The following is a 22,484-nucleotide window of genomic DNA, read 5'->3' on the forward strand; positions in this document are numbered from 1 at the left end:
ATTACTGGGAGGGCAATATGGAACAATCTTTTATAAATGGAAAAGTAAACTTATTAGTTGAAAATTATAAAGCGTTAAATGAAGTTAAAGGTTCTTGGCAAATGGGATTAATCCAACATAGTTGTGCACTTGCATTTACCCTTAAGAACAAGAGAGTAAGCCCTAGAGTGGTAGAAGAACGAATAGAGCTTATTAAAAAAAATACTGGAATATTCTCTAATTTTAGAGGATATAATCTATTTTATATGGCAACACTACTTTCATTTGAATCAAATCCAGAAGGTAGTTTTAAGGTGATTTTAGATATATATAAAGAGCTTAAAAATGAAAAGTTTTGGGGCGATACATATTTACCACTTACAGCATCAATAGTTTATGAAAATAGAGAGAAAATGGATTACCTCACATGCATATCAAAAATGAAAATAATATATGAATATATGAGGAAAAAACATCCATTTTTAACTTCTAGTGATGACTATTGTAATATAGCACTTATTGCAATTCATTCAAAAAATTTAGAAGAAGATTTAGAATACATAGAAAAATGCTATGAGTTTCTAAATAAAAATGGTTTTTATAAAGGAAATGATTTACAAGCATTATCTCAAATTCTTTTATTTAGTGATGATAGAACTATGACTAAATGTAAAAAGACTATTGAACTTAAAAAAGTATTTAAAGAAAATGATTGTAAAATGAATTATTATGGATATCCAATAATAGGAGCAATTTCATTGTTAGATTATAGAGAAGATGAAATAATAGAAAAAATAAAAAATGTTTCAAATAAACTTAAAGAAGAAAAAGGCTTTGGAAATTGGTCTTTAGGAAAAAGTAATAGAGTAATGATTAGTTCTGCTATTGTGGCTTCAATTTATGCAGAGTCGATACAAAATGAGAATAATATAGGCTCTATAACTAATAATATATTTTTAAATATTGTTGTTGCTATTCAAATTGCATGTGTAATGGCAGCTACAAGTGCAGCTATAGCATCTTCTTCATCAAATTAATAAATATTGAAGTTGCATATATTAAAATAAATAATACAATTTATATGTTAAAAAGATATAATATTACATTTAAATTAGTTGTGATATTTGATAATATAAAACATATAATTAATATATAGATTTTAGAAAATATATAATACTACATACAATATAGGGAAAGTAGAAAAATACATCTGCTTTCCTTTTTTGATTAAATAGTATTGTGGAAAAATTTATGGAAAACTATTTAAGTTTTATATTGTATTTTTTTTTAGATGTACTAAAATAAACTTATAAAGAAAATAAAGCTTATAGATAATTAATACATATTAAAAATAAGGGGGAAGTTAAAATGGACCAAAATCTAAATTGGCTTAATGAAAAAAGAATAGAAAAAACGATAAAGTCGCTAGAAAATAATAATATGAAGGGGTATTTAGTAAATAATAAAGAAGAACTTTTCAAAAAAATTGAAGAAATAGTGAAAGTAGGTTCTCTAGTAGGATGTGGAGGTTCTATGACTTTATTTGAAACAGGAGTAATTGATTTTATAAGAGAAAAATACGATTTTCTTGATAGATATGCAAAAGATATCAAACCAGAAGAAATGAAAGAAATATATAGAAAATCATTTTCTGCAGATGCTTATTTTACAAGTACTAATGCAATAACAGAAAATGGAGAACTTTACAATCTAGATGGAAATGGGAATAGAGTAGCTGCTATGATATATGGACCTGATAAAGTAATAGTTATAGCAGGAGTAAACAAAATAGTTAAAGATGTAGACGAGGCTATAAAAAGAACAAAAACAATAGCAGCTCCAGCCAATTGTAAAAGATTAAATACAAATACTGGATGTAAGACTACTGGTATATGTATAGACTGTTCAAGTCCAGGAAGAATATGCTGTAGTTATACACTTATAAAAAGACAATTAACACCAGAAAGAATACATATAATTTTCTTAAACGAAGATTTTGGATACTAAAAGAATAAAATGAGTAAGGAGAAATAATGAAAAAAGTAAAACTTATATACAATCCTAATTCAGGTGAAAAAAAGATATTATCAAATTTAGACACTATTATAGAATTATATCAGGAACAAAATTATTTATTGATACCCTATAGATTGACTATTAAAGAACCTGTAAAAAATGCTTTTAAGGAAGTGGATAGCTCTTATGAGCATATACTGATAGCTGGTGGTGATGGTACTGTAGATTTAGTAGTAAATGCGATGAAAGAGTTAGACATAAGAATTCCAATTGGAATTTTGCCTACAGGAACTGCAAATGATTTTTCAAATGCTCTTCAAATTTCATTTGATATAAAAGAAGCCATAAATAAAATCATAAATTCAAAATCTAAGAAAATAGACATAGGGAAAGTCAATGATAAGTACTTTATAAATGTTGCAAGTGCAGGTATGTTTACAGATGTATCACAAAGGATAAATACAGACTTAAAAAATTCATTTGGAAGAATTTCTTATTATATAAAGGGAATAGAAGAAGCATTGTATATGAGAAAATTTAAGATAAAAGTATCTTCTGAAGAAATGTATTATGATGGAGATATGTATCTTATGCTGATTTTTAATGGCAAAACAGCAGGAAATATAAATCTAGCATATAAGGCTGAAATAGATGATGGATATTTGGATGTAATTATTTTTAAAGGAATGCCAATCCCAAAATCAATACCAGTTTTGATAAGTGTGCTTAGAGGGGATTATTTAGATCAATATAATGGAAATGAAATACTATACTTTAAAACTAAAAAGGTATATATAGAATGTGAAGATTCCCTTATAACGGATATTGATGGAGAAAAAGGGCCAGATTTTCCTCTTAGCATAGAATGTATAAAAGATGGAATAGAAGTTATGGGAGTCTATAGTGAAAAAAATTAATAATTTAAAGTAAATTATGAAGACTCAAATAAAAAATTACTTCTAACTAAAGTTATTTATAGCAGAAGTAATTTATATTTTAAGTCTTCATTTTTTTATTGTAAGATTATTTAGTTGGTTTAAAAGAGCTTTTTAGAGGAACTATTCTATTAAATACAAGTTTTTCATCAGTTGTATATTTATTATCTATACTAAAGAATCCATTTCTAACAAATTGAAATTTATCAAAAGGTTTAGCATCTTTTATCTGTGTAGGTTCAACAAAACCTTGTAATATTTCCAATGAATTAGGATTTATTTGTTCTAAGAAATGTTTGCCCTCATTTTCAGGGATATCATCAAGGATTAATGGTTCAAATAATCTGAATTCACATGGGATAGCTGATTTAGCATCAACCCAGTGTATTGTAGATTTTACTTTACGACCTGTAAAGCCAGAGCCACTCTTAGTTTCAGGGTCATAAGTACCATGTATTTCAACTACATTTCCATTTTCATCCTTAATTACATCAGTACATTTTACGAAATAAGCACCTTTTAAACGAACTTCATTTCCTGGGAAAAATCTGAAATATTTCTTAACAGGTTCTTCCATAAAATCATCCTGTTCTATATATAATTCTCTAGAGAACGGAACTAATCTCTTTCCTTGAGATTCATCCTTAGCATTGTTTTCTATTTCTAGCATTTCAGTTTTATCTTCTGGGTAATTAGTTATAATCAGTTTTAAAGGTCTTAAAACTCCCATGGTAAGAGGAGCTTTTGGTTGTAAGTTTTCTCTTAGGAAATAATCAAGCATTTGGCTATCTACTGTAGAGTTAACTTTTGATACTCCTATTTCGCTACAGAAATTGCGTAATGCTTCTGCAGTATATCCCTTACGTCTGATTCCGGATATTGTAGGAACACGAGGGTCATCCCAACCATCAACAATACCTTCATCTACAAGTTGTTTTAATTTTCTTTTACTCATAACAGTATTGTTTATATTAAGCCTAGCAAATTCTATTTGTCTAGGTACATTTTCCATTTCACACTCTTTAACAAACCAATCGTAAAGAGGTCTTTGGTCTTCAAACTCTAAAGTACATATAGAGTGAGTTATTCCTTCAATTGCATCTTCAATTGGATGAGCAAAGGCATACATAGGATATATACACCATTTATCTCCTGTATTGTGGTGTGTTGAATGAGATATTCTATATATAATTGGGTCTCTAAGGTTTATATTTGGAGAAGACATATCTATTTTAGCTCTTAATGTTTTTTCACCATCTTTAAATTCACCATTTTTCATTCTTTCAAATAAATCAAGGTTTTCTTCAATAGTTCTATTTCTATGAGGACTTTCTTTTCCCGGTTCAGTTAGAGTACCACGATATTCTCTCATTTCCTCTTGTGTCAAGTCACATACATAAGCTTTACCTTTTTTTATTAGTATTAAAGCTCTTTTGTACATTTCATCAAAGTAGTTAGATGCAAAATTTAATTCGTTCCAATCAAATCCTAACCACTTGACATCTTCTTTTATAGATTCTACATATTCAACATCCTCTTTTAATGGATTTGTATCATCAAATCTTAAATTAGCCTTTCCATTAAACTCCTTAGCTAATCCAAAATTAAGACATATACTTTTTGCATGACCAATATGTAAATATCCGTTTGGTTCAGGTGGAAAACGAGTTATTATACTGTCATGTTTTCCTGTTTCTAGGTCATTTATAATAATGTTTTTTATAAAATTAGATGAGTTCGTTTCATTTGACATATTTTATACCTCCTATTTAATTTGATTATAATACAGAACACTACATTGTATTGCATAATATTAATTTTAATCCAAGATTAGAAAAAAATAAAGGTGTAATTAAGAGTATTATGCAAAATATTAACTTTTATACCAAAAACATGTTTTTACAGTTTATTTACAAAAGATGAGATTGGTTGAATTAATCTTTAAAAGACTGTATTATAATATGTATATTGTTAAGAATATTATGTGAAGTTAGTTATCTAAATTTATTTTAAATCTGTTGACAGATTTGTAAAGGAGACGATTATGGGAAAGATTGTAAAGATTTTATTAAGTTTAATTGTTATTGTTTTAGTACTTGCAGGTATTGTTGTATATATCTTAACACCAAAAGAGAGATATGATGTTAGTTCACAAAATAATAAAATCATAGATGAAGAATATTTATCAAAAGGTTCATATATAAATTCTATGGAAATAGTAAAAAATCCGCTTAGAATGGTTGGAAAAGTATCTGTTTCAGAGGAAGAGTTTAAAAACTTAATATATACATTAATGCAAAAGCATGGCATTAAAGAACTTGAAAATAATTTTGTTGAAATGAAGGATGGTAAAATAAAGATAGCAGGACCATATAAGGTATTTGGTCTGATAAATAGTCAGTATGAACTTGAATTGAAACCTACTTTAAAGGATGAAAATTTAGTTGTGAGTCTTGAAAATGTGAAACTTGGAAAATTCAAGATAAGTGATAAAATGTTAGAAAAAATACTAAGTAACTATAATAAAAAAGTTCCATTTGAGGTTAATGGAAATAAGATTACTTTAGAAAAAACATATCTTTATCCAGTGACACTTAAAAAGATATCTATAAAAAAAGGAAATGTTGACTTGGATATGGAAGTAGAAATAGATTTAAAATCACAAATAAATGGGGCATTAGGATACTTAAAGGATTCTGGAAAGGTTCAAGATATACTAAATCATATGATTAATTTAAAGAAAACATCTGTTGGTTAAAAATATAGAAAATTTATATTTATATTTTTATTATATTTTATATAATATTAAAGCACTTTAAAATCAAAATTTGTAAAACAACATTTATTATGTTAGAATATTTTATGATATTAAATTGTAAGTGTATAATATTATTTAGTTACTAGATTGGGGGGAAATGATGAATAAAGTCTATATTGTAACAACATATACAGGAACTGTATTATCTTACTTAATAAGGAATATAAGCAAAAAACTGTATACACATGTGTCAATATCACTAAATGAAAATCTAAAACCAATGTATTCTTTTGGAAGACTAAATCCAAGAAATCCATTTATTGGAGGTTTTGTTGAAGAAAATATAAATCAAGGATTATATGCTATAAGAAAAAACACTGTGTGTAGAGTATATTCATTAGAAGTAGATAATTTACAATATGAAAATCTATCTAAAAATATAAAATTGATTAGTGATTATAGAGAAGATTACTATTACGATATAATGGCATTAATATATTTGGCAATAAATATTCATAGACAGTCTGAATATAAATATGTATGCTCAAATTTTGTTGCTGATATGTTAGAAAAAAGTGAGATAGACATTTTAAATAAACCAGCATTTGAAGTAACACCAAATGATTTTTATAATTTATCTGGTTTAACCTTGGAATATGAAGGTTTATTATCAGAATATAATTCTAGACAACATTCTTATGTATCAAAAATCGCAAATATCTAAAAACTTACTTTAGAGTTTTTCATATAAAAAATATTGCTAGATAATTAGGCTGAAGATAGTAGTTTAACTTCGAGAGGATTAAGAATTCGTAAATCTTAGTTAGAATACTTTCTTCAGTTTTTAAATTTCTGTTATTATTTGTATTTTTATAGTATTTTTGGATATATATATTAGATATAATTAAATAAACAGAACTATAAATATATAAAGATATCTTAACGCATAATAAATATGATAAATATTTATTTTTTGTAAATATATGGATATAATAGTAATAATAACATTTTTTAGAGAGGAGTATTAAATGAAACGATATCTTAAAACATATGGAGTTGCATTAATAGTTGTAATAATTTATGCATTTGTTAAATTACCTGTACTAAGATTAGATTTTACATCTTTATTTTCAGTAGGAATAATTTTCTTTGTTATATCAGGAATACTAGATATGATGCTAGATAGAAATGAAAGAACATCTAAAATTGCTAAGTATAATTTTTCAATAGCAATAGCTTTACTTGTGTATATTGTAGTGGTTCCTTTTATAACTTCTACACCTGTATTTCATGCAAAATCATATAAAGAATTATTGGGAAAAGTAACTGAGAGTAAATTTACCAATGACATTAGTCCTGTCAGTGTAAATGACATTCGTCTTGTAGATGAAGATATGGCCATGAAGTTGGGTGACAAAAAACTTGGAGAAGTTCCAGCAATAGGTAGTGTATCAAAATTAGGAAAATTTCATATACAAAATGTGGATGGAGAGTTGTACTGGGTAGCACCTCTTGTTCATAGAGACATAATTAAATGGATAACATCTTTAAGTGGTACAAGTGGTTATGTAAAAGTATCAGCTAGTAATCCTCAAGACGTTCAATTAGTTCAAGAAATAGATGGAAAGCCAATAAAGATAGTTTATCAACCAGAAGCCTACTTACATCAAGATTTACAAAGACATTTATACATACATGGTATTGTAAATGTTGGTATGACAGATTTCACTCTTGAAATAAATGACGAAGGTAAACCTTATTGGGTTGTAAGTCTATATGAACATAAAATTGGTTATGGAGGAGCAAATGCTACAGGAATAGCCACTGTTGATGCAGAAACTGGAAAAATAAATGTTTATGATGTTAAGAACACACCTAAATGGGTGGATAGAATACAGCCACAAGAATTTATAACAGACCAGATTAAAGACTGGGGTGTTTATGTTAATGGATTTTTAAATTCTGTTATATCAGAAAAGGGAGTATTAGTACCAACAGAAGGAACATCGCTAGTTTATGGTAATGATAACAGGTCTTATTGGTATACAGGTATAACATCTTCAGGTGGAGATGAATCTACAATTGGATTTATCTTAGTCGATTCTAGAACAAAAGAAGCCAAACTATATAAACAGCCAGGAGCTACTGAAACAGCTGCAATGAAATCAGCTGAAGGTAATGTTCAAGAAAAAAATTATGAAGCAACATTCCCTGTAATGTACAATATATTAGGTCAGCCAACATATGTATCTTCATTAAAAGATAAGGCGGGTCTTGTTAAGAGAGTTGCATTTGTATCTGTTGAAGATTATAATGTACTCGGTATAGGTGAAGATAAAAATGAAGCATTAAGAAATTACAAAGATGCATTAGAATCTAAGGGAAATGATTTAAAACTTGATAATGACTTAAAAGATGAAGTTATAGAAGGTACAGTGACAAGAATAAGTCCAGATGTACGAGGAGGAAATACTAATTATTATGTAACTTTAGATTCAAATAAAGAAATAATATTCAAGGCTACTTCAAAAGTATCTAGTGAATTACCATTGACTCAAGTTGGAGATAAAGTTAAAATATCGTATTCAAAAGAAGAATCTGGTGTAATTGAAATGTCAGAGTTTGATAACCTAAATATTGCAAATTTTAAAGATAAAAAAGTAAAAGAAGGAACAGGAACTGATGAAAATACAAATTCTCAAGATTCTGAAAATCAAGGGAATGTATAATTTAAATAAAAAAATTGTTAATAATATTTAGTATGTTAATAGCTAATTTTTATAGAAACTATTTCTATAAAAATTAGCTATTTTATTTTAATTCTTTGTAAATTTAATGTCATAAAATTAATATAATATTAGTACAACTTTGCAAATAATACTTCAAGGAGAATGTACTATGACGAATATGGAAAAAGAGATATTACTTTTAATTAGCAGGGTTAGATGTGTTACAGAAGCTCAATTTAGAAAAATTTATGGAGACCAAAAGAGATATAATAAAAAAAATTTCAAAAAAACTTTGAGAAAAATGTGTAGTGAATATACACTAAAAAAATATCCTTGTGATGTGGATTATTATAATTATAAAGACCTCTCTTATGTATACTATTTGAATGGTAGTAAACTTTTTAAGGGAGATGATTTAATAAAGGCTCTAGTAGGGTCAGAATTAGTTGTTAGAATCAATACTGCAGGTTGTGATGTAAAAAGATTCTACAGAAATGTTAGTGTAGATGATGTGAAATACGATTTATTTATTGAATATACAGACCAATTTGGTAATATAAAGCAAGTTTTAGTAGATGTTGATTTAAATAATGAAATAGATATTTCTAAATATGAAAATCTTTCTAAAAAAATAGATAAATCTACAATTCCCTTTTTTAAAGTGCCAAATGTTTTGGTAGTTACACCAGATAACTTATCTGAATTAAATGATTTAGAGAGATATGATAATGAGTATAGTATAAATTTTATAGATTTAGGATTAAATAAACTATTTAATTGTATATAAGCAAATTTTTAAAAAGAAGAATACTGATTTGCCACATTTTGTAAAATAATTGTTGCAATATTATATAGAATGTGATAAAACTATATTAATAAAAAAATAATGAGCCTAGGGTAGAGGTAGCTATATTCAATAGTATTCAATAGTAGCTGGTAAGTGTTGATAATTGATGAAAGGGTCTATAGCCGAAGAGAGTTTGTTGACGGACAAATTTTCTGGACTTATGCAGAATATGTATAAGGCTGTCACTTTTAAAGTGGTGAGCTACAAGGTTACTTGGTCTATGAAATTTACACGTCCAAAGTATACCTTTGGGCGTTTTTATTTATCAAAATTTAGTTTGAGGGGGAAAAGACATGAGTATAATTGTCCAAAAATATGGTGGAAGTTCAGTAGCAGATACTGACAAAATAAAATCAATTGCAGAAAATATAATAGAAAGAAGAAAAGAAAACCCACAAATGGTAATAGTTGTGTCTGCTATGGGCAAATCCACTGATGAATATATAAATTTAGCAAAAGAATTAAGCCATGAACCCAGTAAGAGAGAATTAGATGCTTTGATGTCTACTGGTGAAATGATTTCAGCGTCTTTATTATCAATAGCATTGAATGGGCTTGGATGTAAAGCTATAAGCTATAATGCTTACCAGTTAAATATAAAGACAAGTGGTCTTCATGGAAAATCTCAAATAGATGATATAAATGTAAATAGAATTAAAAATAGTTTAGATGAAGGAAATGTCGTAATAGTAACTGGATTTCAAGGAATCAATGAAGATGGTGATGTAACTACTCTTGGAAGAGGTGGTTCAGATACATCTGCTGTGGCTCTTGCAGTAAAATTAAATGGAAAATGTGAGATATATACAGATGTTGATGGAATTTATTTTACAGACCCAAGAAAATATTCAAAGGCTAGTAAACTTGATGAGATTGAATATGAAGAAATGCTTGAGTTAGCAAGTTTAGGAGCACAAGTAATGCATTCAAGAAGTATAGAACTTGCACAAAAATATGGTGTTGAAATTTATGTTGGACGTACATGTGGTACAGTAAAAGGAACATATATAAGAGGGGGAAAAGATATGAAATTAGAGGATAAAGTAATAACAGGATTAGCTACTAGTGATGATGATAGTTCTATAACAATAAAAGATTTTAAAGCAGAAAATATATCTAGTTTATTTGAAGACATAGCAACTATGGGAATAAGCGTAGATATGATAAGCCAAACTGCACCTATTTTGGATAAAATAAGTGTATCATTTACAGTTCCAAAAGAAGAATTAGGTGAATGTAAAAAAATAGTATCTAAATATACAGATGAAGAACATGTAGTAATTGATAATAATATTACTAAATTCTCTTTAGTAGGTCTTGGTATGAAAAATACTTCTGGAGTTGCTGCTAAAGTATTTAAGATATTCAATGAAAATGGTATAATGATAAAACTTATAACTACATCAGAAATTCGTATAACTTGTGCTATAAATTCTGATGATAAACAGGTAGCTATAGAGAAAATAGCAGAAGTATTTAATATATAAAATTTAGGGAGGATATTATGAAACTTCATGGAACTATGACCGTAAATGATAATGAATTATATATTGGAGGAGTGAGTTGTTTAGAGCTTAGTAAAAAATATCAAACTCCACTTTATGTATTTGATGAAGCTTTAGTAAGACAAAATTGTAGAGAATATGTAGAATATTTTAAAGCAAAAGATGGAAAAAATAAGGTTGCTTATGCAGGAAAGGCTTTTTTACCTCTTTACATGTGTAAGCTTATAAATGAAGAACAAATGTGCTTAGATGTAGTTTCAGGAGGCGAATTATATACAGCTTATAAATCAAATTTTCCTATGGAAAAAGTTTTCTTCCATGGAAACAATAAGACTAAAGAAGAAATAAACATGGGATTAGATTTAGGTGTGGGTAAATTTGTAGTAGATAATTTTTATGAGTTAGACTTACTTGAAGCGTTATGTGAAGAGAAAGGGAAAACTCAAGATATATATTTTAGAATAACTCCTGGTATAGAAGCTCATACACATGATTATATAAAAACTGGACAGATAGACTCTAAATTTGGATTTGCTTTAGTAAATGGAGATTTATTTAGAGCAATAGAAAAATTAAGTGAATACAAAAACATTAAACTTGTGGGTCTTCATGCTCATATAGGTTCACAAATATTTGATGTGGAACCATACATAGATACAGTAGATATAATGATGAACTTAGTAAAAGAAATAAAAGAAAAATTCAACATACAATTAACAGAGATTGACTTAGGTGGGGGTGTTGGAGTTTATTATAGTGAAGGAGATAAACCTAAAACTATAAAAGAATTCTGTGAAACTATAATCACTAAAGCAGAAAATTCATGTAAAGAGCTTGGAATAGAAGTGCCTACATTAGTAATAGAGCCAGGAAGATCAATAGTTGCAAATGCAGGAAGTACATTGTATACAGTAGGTTCAATAAAGGATATAAAAGATGTTAGAGTTTATGTAAGTGTAGATGGAGGTATGACAGATAATGTAAGACCTTCGTTGTACCAAGCTAGTTATGAATGTAGCATTGTGAATAAAATTAACCATGAAACTATGAATCATGTAACAATAGCTGGAAAATGTTGTGAGAGTGGAGATATATTAATTGGAGATATAAATATAATGGACATTAAAAGTGGAGATATACTTATAACAACATCAACTGGTGCATATGGGTATTCAATGTCTTCAAATTATAATAAAATACCAAGAGCGGCAGTAGTATCAGTATTTGATGGAAATGATAAGATAATTTGTAAGAGACAAAGCTATGAAGATTTATTAGCTTTAGAGGTATAAATAAAGAAGTATATAATAAAAATTAAATATTAAAATTTATTATGAGCAGATTTGCTAAGATATGTATCTTTAAATTAATTTTTAGTTTGAGATGTAATTTGTAGCATATCTGCTTGTTTTCGTTTACTAACAAATTTCCTGTAATAAATATAAAATATTTTAAAAACTTCCTAATTATGATAAAATTTAAAGTATATGACAAGGAGGGATTTAATGAGAGGAAGAGTAATTTTATTAATATCGATATTATCTATATTTCTTGTAGGATGTTCATTTAATAAAAAATATGAAATAAATTTAACAGAGCAAGGAAAAACATATTTAGAAAAGCATGACTATAAAAAAGCTATGGAATCATTATCCTCTGCATTAGAAGAAGATAATACTAATGAGAATGCAAGAGCTATGTACATGCAAGCTATGAGAATGTCAAATGTGACTGAGTTTGAAGACTTAAAAAATTATGAGGATGCAATTAAGGAACTTAAGCTTATAGAGAAAATAAAAAATGGTTCATCTGTTATTAAAGAAGAGGCAACTAAAAAGAAAGAAGAATTAACTAAATTAGAAAAAGAACAAAATGAAGCAGAAGAACAAAGAAAGAAAAAGGCAAAAGATACAGCAGGAGAAGATAGGTATAGAGTAGAATCAGATGCAAGGAAATCTTCTTACAGTACAAGTAATAAAAGTAATAAATCTAGCTCCAAAAATAGTAGTAAAAAGTCAGATGATAATAATAACAATTCTTCTCAGAATCAAGAAAAACCAAATAATAGTAATCTAACACCATCACCAACTCCACCAGATACTAGTGGTGGAAATTCTCAAAGCTCAAATAATCAATAAATATAAAATGTTTATATGCATTTAATTAACAAAATGTATATTATAAAAATAACTCTTAGCAAGTTTTTCTTGTTAAGAGCTATTTTTTTGAGAAATAATTTAACAAATAAGAGTTAATTTTTAAACTAAGAATTAAAAGTACGATAAATATAAACTATTGCAAGCGATTATCTATATATTTATCAACATAAGTTTTTACGACAGCAGCTATTGGTACTGAAAGAAAAACTCCTATAAAACCAAATAGAGATTGACCTATTAAAATAGCAGAAATTACCCATACAGCTCCTATACCAACTTGATTACCCATAACTTTTGGCTCTATAAAATTTCCATCTAATTGTTGCAATATAAATATAAATACAATGACCCATATAGTTTTTTGTGGACTATATAATATTGTCATGGCTATTGGAGGTATTGCACCAATAAAAGGGCCGAAATAAGGTATTATATTACCTAAGAATATTATTGAAGCTAAAAACAAAGAATTTTCTATACGGATAACAAATTGAAATCCTAAGAATGCAATTATACCAATAATAAGAGAGTCAAATATTCTACCAATTAAATAATCATAGAAAATATCATGAGTAGTCCTAAAAAATTCTATAATATTATCTGCTTTGTTTCTAGCAGTAGAAGAGTATAGAAATCTCTTAAATCCCAATGAAATTTTTTCTTTGTCATATATAATATATATAGATAGTATAAATCCCATTGTCATATTAAATAACATAGAAGATATGCTAAGTGTATAGATTAAGAAGTTTTTAGGAATTCTACTAATAAAATTACTTGCTTCTTTTAATACATTATCTAAACTATGTTGCATATGAGGAATTAAAGCTTTTAGAAAATCGATGTTTGACATATTTTTTTCTATAAAATTGTTTATATAATCAGTATACATAGGCATTTCATTTATCAACCTATTTAATGTATTGGCTATTGAGGGAATTAACAACCTAATGGCAAAAGCTAAAATAAGACCTATAAATATATAAGATAAAAAAATGGCTAAAAGCCTCTGTGTTTTGAATTTTATCTCAAAAATCATTACAAGTGGATTTAAAAGTAAAGCAAGTAAAATAGCTAGCAAAAATGGGCTAAAAAACTTTAAGAATCCTTCAATGCTAGATATGAAATCTGATGGAGTATTAATAAATTTAAAAAATAAAATTCCAATAAATACGACTATTAAATAATATTTTATATTTTCTTTTGAAATAATAATCACTTCCTTAAAATAGTGTTTAGTCAGCTATTACATATTAATAGTATGTGAAAAGAAATTACAATTATTTAGGAAAATTAAATAATTTTTTAGCTTGTTTTTAATTAAGGTCTAGTATAGTATAATAATGTAGCAAAATTAACATTGATAAAATATTAAATAACATATAATTTAGGATAAGGAAGGATTATGTATGAGAATTAATAAGTATATAGCTTCTTGTGGAATTGCATCTAGAAGAAAAGCAGAAGAAATAATTCTTGAAGGAAGAATAAAAGTAAATGGAAGTGTAGTAAAAGAGTTATCTTTTAATATTGATGAAGAAAAAGATATAGTAGAATTTGATAATAAAAAAGTAAAACCAAGTGAAAATTATATCTATATAGTATTAAATAAACCAGAGGGATATATAACTACAGTAAAGGACCAGTTTGACAGACCAAGTGTAATAGATATACTTAAAGATGTAAAGGAAAGAGTATATCCAATAGGAAGACTAGATTATGAAACTAGTGGACTTTTGATACTTACTAATGATGGCGATTTGACATACAAACTTACTCATCCAAAACATGAGATTGATAAAACGTATGTGGCAAGTGTGAAGGGAATTGTAAGTAATGATGAAATAAGAAGATTCGAGACAGGATTAAAAATAGAAGATTACACAACAGCACCTGCCAAAATAAGAGTAACTAAAGAAAATAAAGAAAAAAATTATTCTGTATGTGAAATAACCATACATGAGGGCAGAAATAGACAAGTAAGAAAAATGTGTAAAGCTATAAATCATCCAGTTTTAAATTTAAGAAGAATTTCTGTAGGGAAAATAATATTAAAAGATATAAAAATTGGAGAATATAGATACTTAACAGAAGATGAAATAAAATATTTAAAATCAATAAAATAAGATAAAAATGACACAAAGTTAATAGTAGGGAGAAATGATATTATGGCATATGCAAAATATTTAACTAAAATTACGGATATAAATAAATTTTATTTAGAAAATATTATACATGAAGGTGATATAGTAATTGATGCTACTATGGGAAATGGCTATGATACAAGGTATCTAGCTGATAAGGTCGGAGAAAAAGGCTTTGTGTATGCTTTTGATATACAAGAGGAAGCAATAAAGTCTACAAGAAAAAAATTAGAAAAAGAAGGATATATAGACAGAGTAAAATTGATTTTTGATGGGCATGAAAATATGAATAAGTATATAAAAGAAGAAGTTTCATGTGTTTTATTTAATTTAGGGTATCTTCCAAGAGCAAAACATTCAATTATAACCAAACCAGAAACAACTTTAAAAGCCATTAAATTGAGTTTAGGAATGTTAAAAGAAAATGGAATAATAAGTATTGCTATATATACAGGGCATGATGGAGGGCAAGAAGAAAAAGATTGTATATATAACCTTGTCAATAATTTAAATCAAGATGAATTTAATGTTTTAGAATCTAAGTTTTTAAATCAAGTCAATAACCCACCACAATTGATTTTCATTGAAAAGAAAAAATCACAGTAAATACTAAAAAAAACTTGACAAGATTCTATTAAGAGTTAATATATATATTGTGACATATTAAAATTACTTTAAATAATAAGCATATGATAGTTTGCTTTCAAAATAAAATATACACTTAAATATGCAAAATAAGATGGATAACTTTTAAATGAGTAAAAATTGAAAAATTTAAAAGAAATATTGGATAAATATTAAAAAATGCAAGGAAAGATGGTATAATAAATTTAATCGAAAATACTATGTGAAGTATAAGGTACAGAAAAGTTAGAATTTTATGAGTTTAAGAAGTTATGATAAAAACTAAGATGAAATTGAGATAAAAAATAAAGTAATAAAATTTTTAGAGAAAAAGACAGTGTTAACAAAAACAAAATAGTTTATATAACTAAAAGGAGAAAAAAATGGAAGAAACAAATGAAATGAAGGACAGCAAACATTTGATATCAAATATACAATCTCAGTACACTAGATTGAGTAAAGGTCAAAAACTTATAGCACAATACATTTTAAATAATTATGATAAAGTTGCATTTATGACTGCATGCAAATTGGGTGAAACTGTAGGAGTAAGTGAGTCTACAGTTGTAAGATTTGCAAATGCCTTAGGTTATAGTGGATATCCTAAATTACAAGCTGCACTTCAAGAACTCATAAAAAATAAACTAACTACAGTACAAAGAGTTGAAATGGCACATGATTATTCCGATGATTTCGCAATACTGAATAAAGTTTTAAAGAGTGACATAGATAATATAAGATCTACTTTAGAAGAAATTGACGAAAGAGCATTTAAAGAAGCTTCTAATAAACTTTTAAAAGCTAGAAAAATATATATACTTGGAATGAGAAGCTCTTTTGTAGTAGCTCAATATTTAGGTTTTTACTTAGATATAATACTTGACAATGTTCATATAATTAGAATGGATATGGGAGATGCTTTTGAGCAGATTGTAAGAATAAATGAAGAAGATGTTATAGTTGCGATTAGTTTCCCTCGTTATTCAAAGAAATCTTATCAAATTGTCAATTATGCCAAGGAAAAAGGAGCACATGTAATATCATTAACAGATAGTTTATTTGCACCAGTAGCAGCACTTGCAGACAACACTCTCTTGGTTAAAAGTAATATGGCTTCGTTTGTAGATTCTCTAGTTCCAGCGCTTAGTATTTCAAATGCTCTTGCTATATCTGTTGGAATGAAGGAAAAAGAAGATATTAAACAACACTTTGATGATTTGGAGCAAATTTGGAAAAGATATTCTGTGTATGAGTAAAGTTTCCATATTAATAAGCATTATTAGTTATTAAAAGGTTCAAATATAGTGATGTTTGGACAAAATATTATAAAAAACTGACTGGCATTTAACTGTCAGTCAGTTTTTTTATTTTTATATAAGGAAATTTGGAATACATGGAAAAATATGTTTAATATATTATTAATCAGGGTATAAAATATTATAAACAGAATGATAAGAGGTGGATGAAATGCTTATACATAATAAAAGTTTCTATCCAAATGATATATTTTCAAGATTAGATTTTTCAAGAATAAAAAGTCAGTTAAAATTGATAGACAATGACTTATCAGACTTTGGAAGCATATGTGTAATCGAAAAAGAACATTATACAATAAGCGTAAATAGTATAGGTGAGATAAATGTGTATTATGATTTAGAGTATGAAAATAATGTAAAAAGAATAGTTGATGAAATTGAAAAGCTATTTAAATCTCAAGTTAGAACGTTTAGTATATCTACATACAGAAATTGATAATTGAAAGATAGAAACTAAAAATAATCACTACTATCTTTTTTTAACTAGAAAATCTAATACTAAAGATGTAGGTAGATTACAAATATTAGATAGAATCAGTAATAATATAATCTATAACATGTATGGATAAACTAATGTAATAATATAAACAGAGGTATAAGCAGATGAAAAGTTAGATATTTTGCTAACAGTGCAAATAAACATTGGGTAGAAAAGAATGTACAAAGATTGGGGGTATGTGGTAAAATTATCAATCGAAAAGTATGAATTGCTATGCTAAAGTTTTTATAGGCAATGGAGAGCAAATATATAAAGGAACAGTTTCTTTTTTAGAAGATAGTTTGTTTATTACTTTAATCAATGTTAATTTTAATGGTGATGTTATAGTAAAATAATAAGAAACACATATTATAATAAAAAAGAGTGCTTTTAAACACTCTTTTTTAATCATCTTCATCTTCTACATATTCAAGTATATCGCCTGGTTGGCAGTCTAAAGCTTTACAAATTTCATTTAGAGTAGTAAATCGAATAGCCTTTGCTTTTCCAGTTTTTAAAATTGATAGGTTTGCATTTGTGATATCTATTTTTTCTGCCAAATCTTTAAGTGATATCTATTTTTTTGCCATCATTACATCTAGGTTAACTACAATTGCCATAACATCACCTCTATATCGTCAAGTCATTATCTTCTTTTATTTTTATAGCTTTATCAAATATTTCAGAAATTACAAAGCACATTAGTGCAAATACAAAAGAAATAACCATAAGTGGTGAAATACCTCCACTATTGTCCCAAAATATCATTATAGGACCAGTATTTGAGCCATAACCAATTATACATTCAATTGTAGTATTTACTAATAAACAACATCCCATTGTTTTGAATCTTTTTACATTTTCAAGTATGAATGGGGAGTATTTAGTACTATTAATTATAAATATCAAGAATAAAATGACTATAAAGTAGTCAGAAAAATATAGTATTCTTGCAATTAAAGTAATTACTTTGTCAGAACTAAAATCATATAAAAACATAGGTATCATACATAAGAATATTATACCAGCAACACCTAAAAGTGATAACAGAAAATATAGAAATACTGATAATATATTACTAAAAAATTTTGTACTCATAAAATATCATCTCTTTAATATAAACTATATTATTGATTATAATATATAATTTATTGTTTTTAAATAATAAATTGTTGGTATAACATATAAAGCCATTATAATATATATTAAAAAGAAGAATATATAATGTAGTGAGTTTATATTAAAAAGATTATGCAAACTAGTGTTAATCAATAGAAGATTGTAGTATTATTTTTTATTTAACTAAAGTATTTAACCATTTGTATAATGTATTTAATTCTTCTGGTGTGTTAAACCAATGTTTACCATTTTCCATAATAGCAAGGTTACAATTAAACTTTTCTACAAATCTCTCTACAACACTGATTTCAGTAAGTTCATCGTACTTACCATATAATATGTTTGTTGGTACATTCCATTGAGTAATAGGATGTTGTTTTACATATTGTAGATATTCCCATGAAAGAGTATGCCCAAATGAAGTTGGGATAATTAGTTCATGTTTAAGTTGTTCTTCTGATACATTTGCCCAAAGCATCATATTTGAAATAAGCTGTTGCATATCAAGAATTGGAGATACAAAAATACACTCCTTTAAGTTCTCTTTTTCAAAGCTTAGCATACTAAACCATGCTCCAATGCTATTTGCATATAACGAAATTTGATTCCAGTGGCATTTTGCATATTCCATAATGGATACTAGCTCTGGAACAACATGCCATGGGTCAAATGAATTCTTTTCTTCTTTACGTTCTCCATGTTCAGGCAAATCAATACTTAAAACTTGCCATCCATGACGAACAGCAATATTAGCAAAAGCTTCAGCCTCCTCTTTATAACCACATTGACCATGTATATAAATATATAATTTACTTGAAGGATTTCCCAAAAGGATTGAAGGAATTCCATTAATTTGAAAATGTTTTTTTTTCATAAAAATCTCCTCTCAGTTTGATATATTAGTTATTGTTATGTTAATCAAACTATAAAATGATGTTGTGTAGTATCTAATTCAATATAATACTAATTAACTTAGCTATAAAACTAATTTAATTAGTATTATATTGAATTAGAATTAAATTGTCAAGATTTTATGATACGATAAAGCATTTTGTAAGTTTCAATTATTGACTAAACTAATTAGATTAGTTAAACTAATAAAGTAATTAATTTTAAATGAAAGAGGGAGAATCATGCGTGTTAGTAGAGAAATGGTTATACAAGTTGCATCAGATATAGCTAATAAAGATGGGCTTAACAAGGTTTCTTTAAAAGTTATTGCAGAAAATCTAGGTATACGTACACCATCTTTATACAATCATATAGAAAGTCTGGATGACTTGTTACTTGAAGTAGCTCATAAAGGTATGAGAGAGATGAATAATCAGATGACAAAGGCGGTTATTGGCAGTTTGGGAGATACAGCTATAAAATATATAAGTATTACATATTTTAATTTTATAATTTCTAATCCTGGTGTTTATGAAACAATTCAGTGGGCTACTTGGCATGGAAATAATGAAACATTAGAAATCTTTAATGAATATAAATCCTTATTAGAAAAACTTATTCTTTCTTGTAATCTAAAAATAAAGAATACAGGTGAAGTATTAAATCTAATAATGAGTGTACTTCATGGTTACTCGACTTTGCAACTTGGGAAATCACTTTTGAATAAAGAAGAAGCTATAAAAGGTTTAACTGATTCTATTGATACTGTATTATTAGGTATCCATAAAAAATATGATTAAGTAGGTAAATCAACTAGTTTAACGTACTTATTGAACACGTCTTCATAAGGCATACAAATTAAAATTCCATGATAAAAATTTCATCATTTGTATCAAATGAAAAACTGTAGGACAGCAGTGTATTGCAAGAATGCTTATTTTCTAATGAACAATCGTGCTTACAAATAGGAGATATAAAGAGAAACAGTATGGGTTAAGCTTAATAATGGAGTTGATTTATATATTGGTCAAAAAAGATAACAAAAAATAAATCAGAGCTCCATATTAGTAAAGTTTTTAAAGTATGTTATTAAAAAAATAAAAAAGATAGTTCTATTTTTAAAGCGTAATTTAAAAGCAAAGCCACTATAAAAGATTTAAGAGACTTTGCTTTTTATTTGGTTTATTATATTAACAATTTCATAGGGGTAAAACGTATACCATCAGAAATTTGTTCAACTGCAGTATCTTTAAATCCTAATTTGTGATAAACTTCAACAGCATAAGGTGATGAATTTACAGTTATTCCAGTTAAATTAGTTTTATTAAAAGTACAATATTCTATACCGGTAGCCATTAATTTTTTTGCAACTCCACGTTTATGATAATTTTTATCTACAAATAGCATACATATATGATTTAAGTCTCTAATAGCTAAGACTCCAATCAATTTTTCACAATCGAAACAACCCCAAAAGAAGAGTGATTTTTCTTTGACTTTTTCAATAATAGAGTTATATTCTATAAATTCATGAAATGACTTAATTCCTTCATCACAATAATCTGGAGATTCAAATTCTTCAAATACGTTCCAGATTAGTTCTAATGCATTTTTAATATCATCTTCATTTAATTCTCTTATTAAATATTCTTTTAACATCATAAACAACACCTCTATTATTAAAAATTTTAATTATAATTATATACCTTAAATATATTTAATCCAATATAATTTGTTTTATAAATTTAGAATATTATAATAATATATAATTTATATAGTATAGTTAGACTATAAAAAGTATTTAATCATATACAATTTAATAAATCAAATAAGCTTAAAACAATATTATGTAGAATAAAAATATATATGATACAATAGTGTTATATTCAAAATGTTAAAATAAAAATCTATACAATATATTTAAAACTATTATGTAATTAGAAAAGGAGATAAGTATGCAGATTATTGATATAAATATAAATAATATTGACAATGAACATATATGTTGTGCAATTTCTGAAAAAAAAGGAGAAAATTGTGTTTCCTCTAAAAAACTTTGGATGAAAAGCAATTTTGATAAAGGTCTTGTATTTAAACGATTAGATGTAAGGGGGAAAGCTTTTATAGAATATATTCCAGCAGAAAATGCATGGTGTCCTGTAATTGCAGACAATTATATGTTTATTAACTGTTTTTGGTTATCTGGAAAATTTAAGGGGCAAGGATATTCTAATCTATTGTTACAGGAATGTATTGATGATGCAAAATCAAAAGGAAAATATGGATTAGTTGTGCTTTCATCTAGTAAAAAAATTCCCTTTTTATCTGATGCCAAGTATCTAAAATATAAGGGATTTTGTTTAGCAGATACATCAGAACCAAATTATGAGTTATTGTATTTTCCATTTACTGATAATGTTCCTATTCCGTGCTTTAAGGATTGTGTGAAAAAAAGAAAGTTAAACGAGAATGGTATAGTTTTATATTATAGTAATCAGTGTCCACATACAGAAAAATATGCTCCTATTTTGAATAAAATTGCAAATTCTAGAGGTATTGTTGTAAATCTTATAAAATTTGAAACAGCAAAAGAAGCACAAAATGCTCCTGCACCATTTACTACATATAGTCTTTTTTTTAATGGTGAATTTGTAACTAACGAGATACTTTCTGAAAAAAAGATTGAAAAATTTTTAGATAGTAAAGTTAAAAAAATTTAACTAAAAATAGATATAAATATCGTATTTTAAAAACATATTATTTTATAATTTAATATATTTTGAAATTTTATTAAATTTACAAAAGATAAATTATAAAATTATTTGATAAGAGATTCTTAAGTGGTGATAGTTAAATTCTATCACCATTTTTACCAACAATTATTTGGTGCTTATAAAATATATTTTAATTTCTAAATTATTTTAAAGAAATTTTCTACTATGTCATAACTATTGTAATGAAATTTATTATTAATTATTATATAG

Annotated in this window: 22 protein-coding genes and 1 riboswitch; of the genes, 16 read left to right on the top strand and 6 right to left on the bottom strand. The window is 26.6% G+C overall.

Translation table 11 applies throughout. From position 1 onward, the window contains the following. The first annotated feature begins 17 nt into the window (after positions 1–17). From KGF42_RS01795 to KGF42_RS01805, 3 genes are all read left to right on the top strand, one after another. Positions 18–1,016, top strand: coding sequence for a DUF4003 domain-containing protein (locus tag KGF42_RS01795; protein WP_227825612.1), 999 nt, complete (start codon positions 18–20; stop codon positions 1,014–1,016). Positions 1,017–1,347: 331 nt separating this feature from the next. Next, on the top strand, positions 1,348–1,986 hold the full coding sequence (locus tag KGF42_RS01800; RefSeq protein WP_054274019.1) for a lactate utilization protein: 639 nt from the start codon (positions 1,348–1,350) through the stop codon (positions 1,984–1,986). A 26-nt stretch (positions 1,987–2,012) separates the two neighbouring features. Next, on the top strand, positions 2,013–2,912 hold the full coding sequence (locus tag KGF42_RS01805; protein ID WP_107594174.1) for a YegS/Rv2252/BmrU family lipid kinase: 900 nt from the start codon (positions 2,013–2,015) through the stop codon (positions 2,910–2,912). Between the two features lie 106 nt (positions 2,913–3,018). On the opposite strand, the gene KGF42_RS01810 is transcribed toward KGF42_RS01805, so the two are convergent. Beyond that, positions 3,019–4,683 carry a glutamine--tRNA ligase/YqeY domain fusion protein gene (locus tag KGF42_RS01810; RefSeq protein ID WP_054274017.1) on the bottom strand — a complete coding sequence of 555 codons (1,665 nt, stop codon included), beginning with the start codon at positions 4,681–4,683 and terminating at the stop codon, positions 3,019–3,021. 291 nt (positions 4,684–4,974) lie between these two features. On the opposite strand from KGF42_RS01810, the gene KGF42_RS01815 reads away from it, so the two are divergent. From KGF42_RS01815 to KGF42_RS01845, 7 genes are all read left to right on the top strand, one after another. After that, positions 4,975–5,688: a DUF2140 domain-containing protein gene (locus KGF42_RS01815; RefSeq protein WP_227825613.1), complete on the top strand. Its 714-nt coding sequence runs from the start codon at positions 4,975–4,977 to the stop codon at positions 5,686–5,688. Positions 5,689–5,848: 160 nt separating this feature from the next. Then, positions 5,849–6,412 carry a hypothetical protein gene (locus KGF42_RS01820; protein ID WP_054274015.1) on the top strand — a complete coding sequence of 188 codons (564 nt, stop codon included), beginning with the start codon at positions 5,849–5,851 and terminating at the stop codon, positions 6,410–6,412. 304 nt (positions 6,413–6,716) lie between these two features. Next, on the top strand, positions 6,717–8,417 hold the full coding sequence (locus KGF42_RS01825; RefSeq protein ID WP_107594172.1) for a hypothetical protein: 1,701 nt from the start codon (positions 6,717–6,719) through the stop codon (positions 8,415–8,417). A 169-nt stretch (positions 8,418–8,586) separates the two neighbouring features. Beyond that, positions 8,587–9,204, top strand: a complete 618-nt coding sequence (locus tag KGF42_RS01830; protein WP_054274013.1) for a hypothetical protein — start codon at positions 8,587–8,589, stop codon at positions 9,202–9,204. Positions 9,205–9,307: 103 nt separating this feature from the next. After that, a riboswitch (Lysine riboswitch) is annotated at positions 9,308–9,476 on the top strand. Between the two features lie 81 nt (positions 9,477–9,557). Continuing rightward, on the top strand, positions 9,558–10,751 hold the full coding sequence (locus tag KGF42_RS01835; protein WP_054274011.1) for an aspartate kinase: 1,194 nt from the start codon (positions 9,558–9,560) through the stop codon (positions 10,749–10,751). Between the two features lie 17 nt (positions 10,752–10,768). Further along, positions 10,769–12,061: a diaminopimelate decarboxylase gene (lysA, locus tag KGF42_RS01840; RefSeq protein ID WP_227825614.1), complete on the top strand. Its 1,293-nt coding sequence runs from the start codon at positions 10,769–10,771 to the stop codon at positions 12,059–12,061. A gap of 213 nt (positions 12,062–12,274) precedes the next feature. After that, positions 12,275–12,907 (top strand): tetratricopeptide repeat protein, encoded by a 633-nt coding sequence (locus tag KGF42_RS01845; protein ID WP_227825615.1) that lies wholly within the window; start codon positions 12,275–12,277, stop codon positions 12,905–12,907. A gap of 154 nt (positions 12,908–13,061) precedes the next feature. Here KGF42_RS01845 and KGF42_RS01850 read toward each other — a convergent pair whose 3' ends face one another. Next, entirely contained in the window at positions 13,062–14,147 is a 1,086-nt protein-coding gene (locus KGF42_RS01850) for an AI-2E family transporter (protein WP_227821398.1), read from the bottom strand. Between the two features lie 190 nt (positions 14,148–14,337). Here KGF42_RS01850 and KGF42_RS01855 point away from each other — a divergent pair, with 190 nt between their 5' ends. From KGF42_RS01855 to KGF42_RS01870, 4 genes are all read left to right on the top strand, one after another. After that, positions 14,338–15,054, top strand: a complete 717-nt coding sequence (locus tag KGF42_RS01855) for a pseudouridine synthase (protein ID WP_054274007.1) — start codon at positions 14,338–14,340, stop codon at positions 15,052–15,054. Between the two features lie 42 nt (positions 15,055–15,096). Further along, a complete protein-coding gene (locus tag KGF42_RS01860; RefSeq protein WP_227825616.1) occupies positions 15,097–15,678 on the top strand; it encodes a tRNA (mnm(5)s(2)U34)-methyltransferase in 582 nt (193 codons plus the stop codon). A gap of 401 nt (positions 15,679–16,079) precedes the next feature. Continuing rightward, the gene (locus tag KGF42_RS01865) at positions 16,080–16,952 is read left to right on the top strand and encodes a MurR/RpiR family transcriptional regulator (RefSeq protein WP_054274005.1); all 873 of its coding nucleotides are present in this window, start codon (positions 16,080–16,082) and stop codon (positions 16,950–16,952) included. Positions 16,953–17,163: 211 nt separating this feature from the next. Continuing rightward, positions 17,164–17,448, top strand: coding sequence for a hypothetical protein (locus tag KGF42_RS01870; RefSeq protein WP_227821401.1), 285 nt, complete (start codon positions 17,164–17,166; stop codon positions 17,446–17,448). Between the two features lie 446 nt (positions 17,449–17,894). Here the strand turns inward: KGF42_RS01870 and KGF42_RS01875 are convergent, their stop codons facing one another. From KGF42_RS01875 to KGF42_RS01885, 3 genes are all read right to left on the bottom strand, one after another. Beyond that, entirely contained in the window at positions 17,895–18,065 is a 171-nt protein-coding gene (locus tag KGF42_RS01875) for a helix-turn-helix domain-containing protein (RefSeq protein ID WP_227821431.1), read from the bottom strand. A gap of 55 nt (positions 18,066–18,120) precedes the next feature. Continuing rightward, positions 18,121–18,588 carry a DUF2975 domain-containing protein gene (locus tag KGF42_RS01880; protein WP_227821402.1) on the bottom strand — a complete coding sequence of 156 codons (468 nt, stop codon included), beginning with the start codon at positions 18,586–18,588 and terminating at the stop codon, positions 18,121–18,123. A gap of 196 nt (positions 18,589–18,784) precedes the next feature. Continuing rightward, complete coding sequence (locus KGF42_RS01885) at positions 18,785–19,483, bottom strand: alpha/beta hydrolase (RefSeq protein ID WP_227821403.1); 699 nt, start codon at positions 19,481–19,483, stop codon at positions 18,785–18,787. 259 nt (positions 19,484–19,742) lie between these two features. Between KGF42_RS01885 and KGF42_RS01890 the strand changes: the two genes are divergently transcribed. Further along, positions 19,743–20,300, top strand: coding sequence for a TetR/AcrR family transcriptional regulator (locus KGF42_RS01890; RefSeq protein WP_227821404.1), 558 nt, complete (start codon positions 19,743–19,745; stop codon positions 20,298–20,300). 385 nt (positions 20,301–20,685) lie between these two features. Here the strand turns inward: KGF42_RS01890 and KGF42_RS01895 are convergent, their stop codons facing one another. Then, the gene (locus KGF42_RS01895; RefSeq protein WP_413926980.1) at positions 20,686–21,162 is read right to left on the bottom strand and encodes a GNAT family N-acetyltransferase; all 477 of its coding nucleotides are present in this window, start codon (positions 21,160–21,162) and stop codon (positions 20,686–20,688) included. 293 nt (positions 21,163–21,455) lie between these two features. Here KGF42_RS01895 and KGF42_RS01900 point away from each other — a divergent pair, with 293 nt between their 5' ends. Further along, complete coding sequence (locus tag KGF42_RS01900; RefSeq protein ID WP_227825617.1) at positions 21,456–22,220, top strand: YoaP domain-containing protein; 765 nt, start codon at positions 21,456–21,458, stop codon at positions 22,218–22,220. Positions 22,221–22,484: the final 264 nt, after the last annotated feature.

This window comes from Clostridioides sp. ZZV15-6383 (assembly GCF_020657735.1).
GTDB lineage: Bacteria > Bacillota > Clostridia > Peptostreptococcales > Peptostreptococcaceae > Clostridioides > Clostridioides difficile_D.

What these genes read in the sequence shown, in the direction of transcription:
- lysA (WP_227825614.1), top strand. Translation starts at nt 10,769, where the DNA reads ATGAAACTTCATGGAACTATGACCGTAAATGATAATGAATTATATATT.
- KGF42_RS01805 (WP_107594174.1), top strand. Translation starts at nt 2,013, where the DNA reads ATGAAAAAAGTAAAACTTATATACAATCCTAATTCAGGTGAAAAAAAG.
- KGF42_RS01885 (WP_227821403.1), bottom strand. Translation starts at nt 19,483, where the DNA reads ATGAAAAAAAAACATTTTCAAATTAATGGAATTCCTTCAATCCTTTTG.
- KGF42_RS01860 (WP_227825616.1), top strand. Translation starts at nt 15,097, where the DNA reads ATGGCATATGCAAAATATTTAACTAAAATTACGGATATAAATAAATTT.
- KGF42_RS01895 (WP_413926980.1), bottom strand. Translation starts at nt 21,162, where the DNA reads ATGATGTTAAAAGAATATTTAATAAGAGAATTAAATGAAGATGATATT.
- KGF42_RS01830 (WP_054274013.1), top strand. Translation starts at nt 8,587, where the DNA reads ATGACGAATATGGAAAAAGAGATATTACTTTTAATTAGCAGGGTTAGA.
- KGF42_RS01825 (WP_107594172.1), top strand. Translation starts at nt 6,717, where the DNA reads ATGAAACGATATCTTAAAACATATGGAGTTGCATTAATAGTTGTAATA.
- KGF42_RS01900 (WP_227825617.1), top strand. Translation starts at nt 21,456, where the DNA reads ATGCAGATTATTGATATAAATATAAATAATATTGACAATGAACATATA.
- KGF42_RS01835 (WP_054274011.1), top strand. Translation starts at nt 9,558, where the DNA reads ATGAGTATAATTGTCCAAAAATATGGTGGAAGTTCAGTAGCAGATACT.
- KGF42_RS01880 (WP_227821402.1), bottom strand. Translation starts at nt 18,588, where the DNA reads ATGAGTACAAAATTTTTTAGTAATATATTATCAGTATTTCTATATTTT.
- KGF42_RS01820 (WP_054274015.1), top strand. Translation starts at nt 5,849, where the DNA reads ATGAATAAAGTCTATATTGTAACAACATATACAGGAACTGTATTATCT.
- KGF42_RS01845 (WP_227825615.1), top strand. Translation starts at nt 12,275, where the DNA reads ATGAGAGGAAGAGTAATTTTATTAATATCGATATTATCTATATTTCTT.
- KGF42_RS01800 (WP_054274019.1), top strand. Translation starts at nt 1,348, where the DNA reads ATGGACCAAAATCTAAATTGGCTTAATGAAAAAAGAATAGAAAAAACG.
- KGF42_RS01810 (WP_054274017.1), bottom strand. Translation starts at nt 4,683, where the DNA reads ATGTCAAATGAAACGAACTCATCTAATTTTATAAAAAACATTATTATA.
- KGF42_RS01795 (WP_227825612.1), top strand. Translation starts at nt 18, where the DNA reads ATGGAACAATCTTTTATAAATGGAAAAGTAAACTTATTAGTTGAAAAT.
- KGF42_RS01870 (WP_227821401.1), top strand. Translation starts at nt 17,164, where the DNA reads ATGCTTATACATAATAAAAGTTTCTATCCAAATGATATATTTTCAAGA.
- KGF42_RS01815 (WP_227825613.1), top strand. Translation starts at nt 4,975, where the DNA reads ATGGGAAAGATTGTAAAGATTTTATTAAGTTTAATTGTTATTGTTTTA.
- KGF42_RS01855 (WP_054274007.1), top strand. Translation starts at nt 14,338, where the DNA reads ATGAGAATTAATAAGTATATAGCTTCTTGTGGAATTGCATCTAGAAGA.
- KGF42_RS01890 (WP_227821404.1), top strand. Translation starts at nt 19,743, where the DNA reads ATGCGTGTTAGTAGAGAAATGGTTATACAAGTTGCATCAGATATAGCT.
- KGF42_RS01865 (WP_054274005.1), top strand. Translation starts at nt 16,080, where the DNA reads ATGGAAGAAACAAATGAAATGAAGGACAGCAAACATTTGATATCAAAT.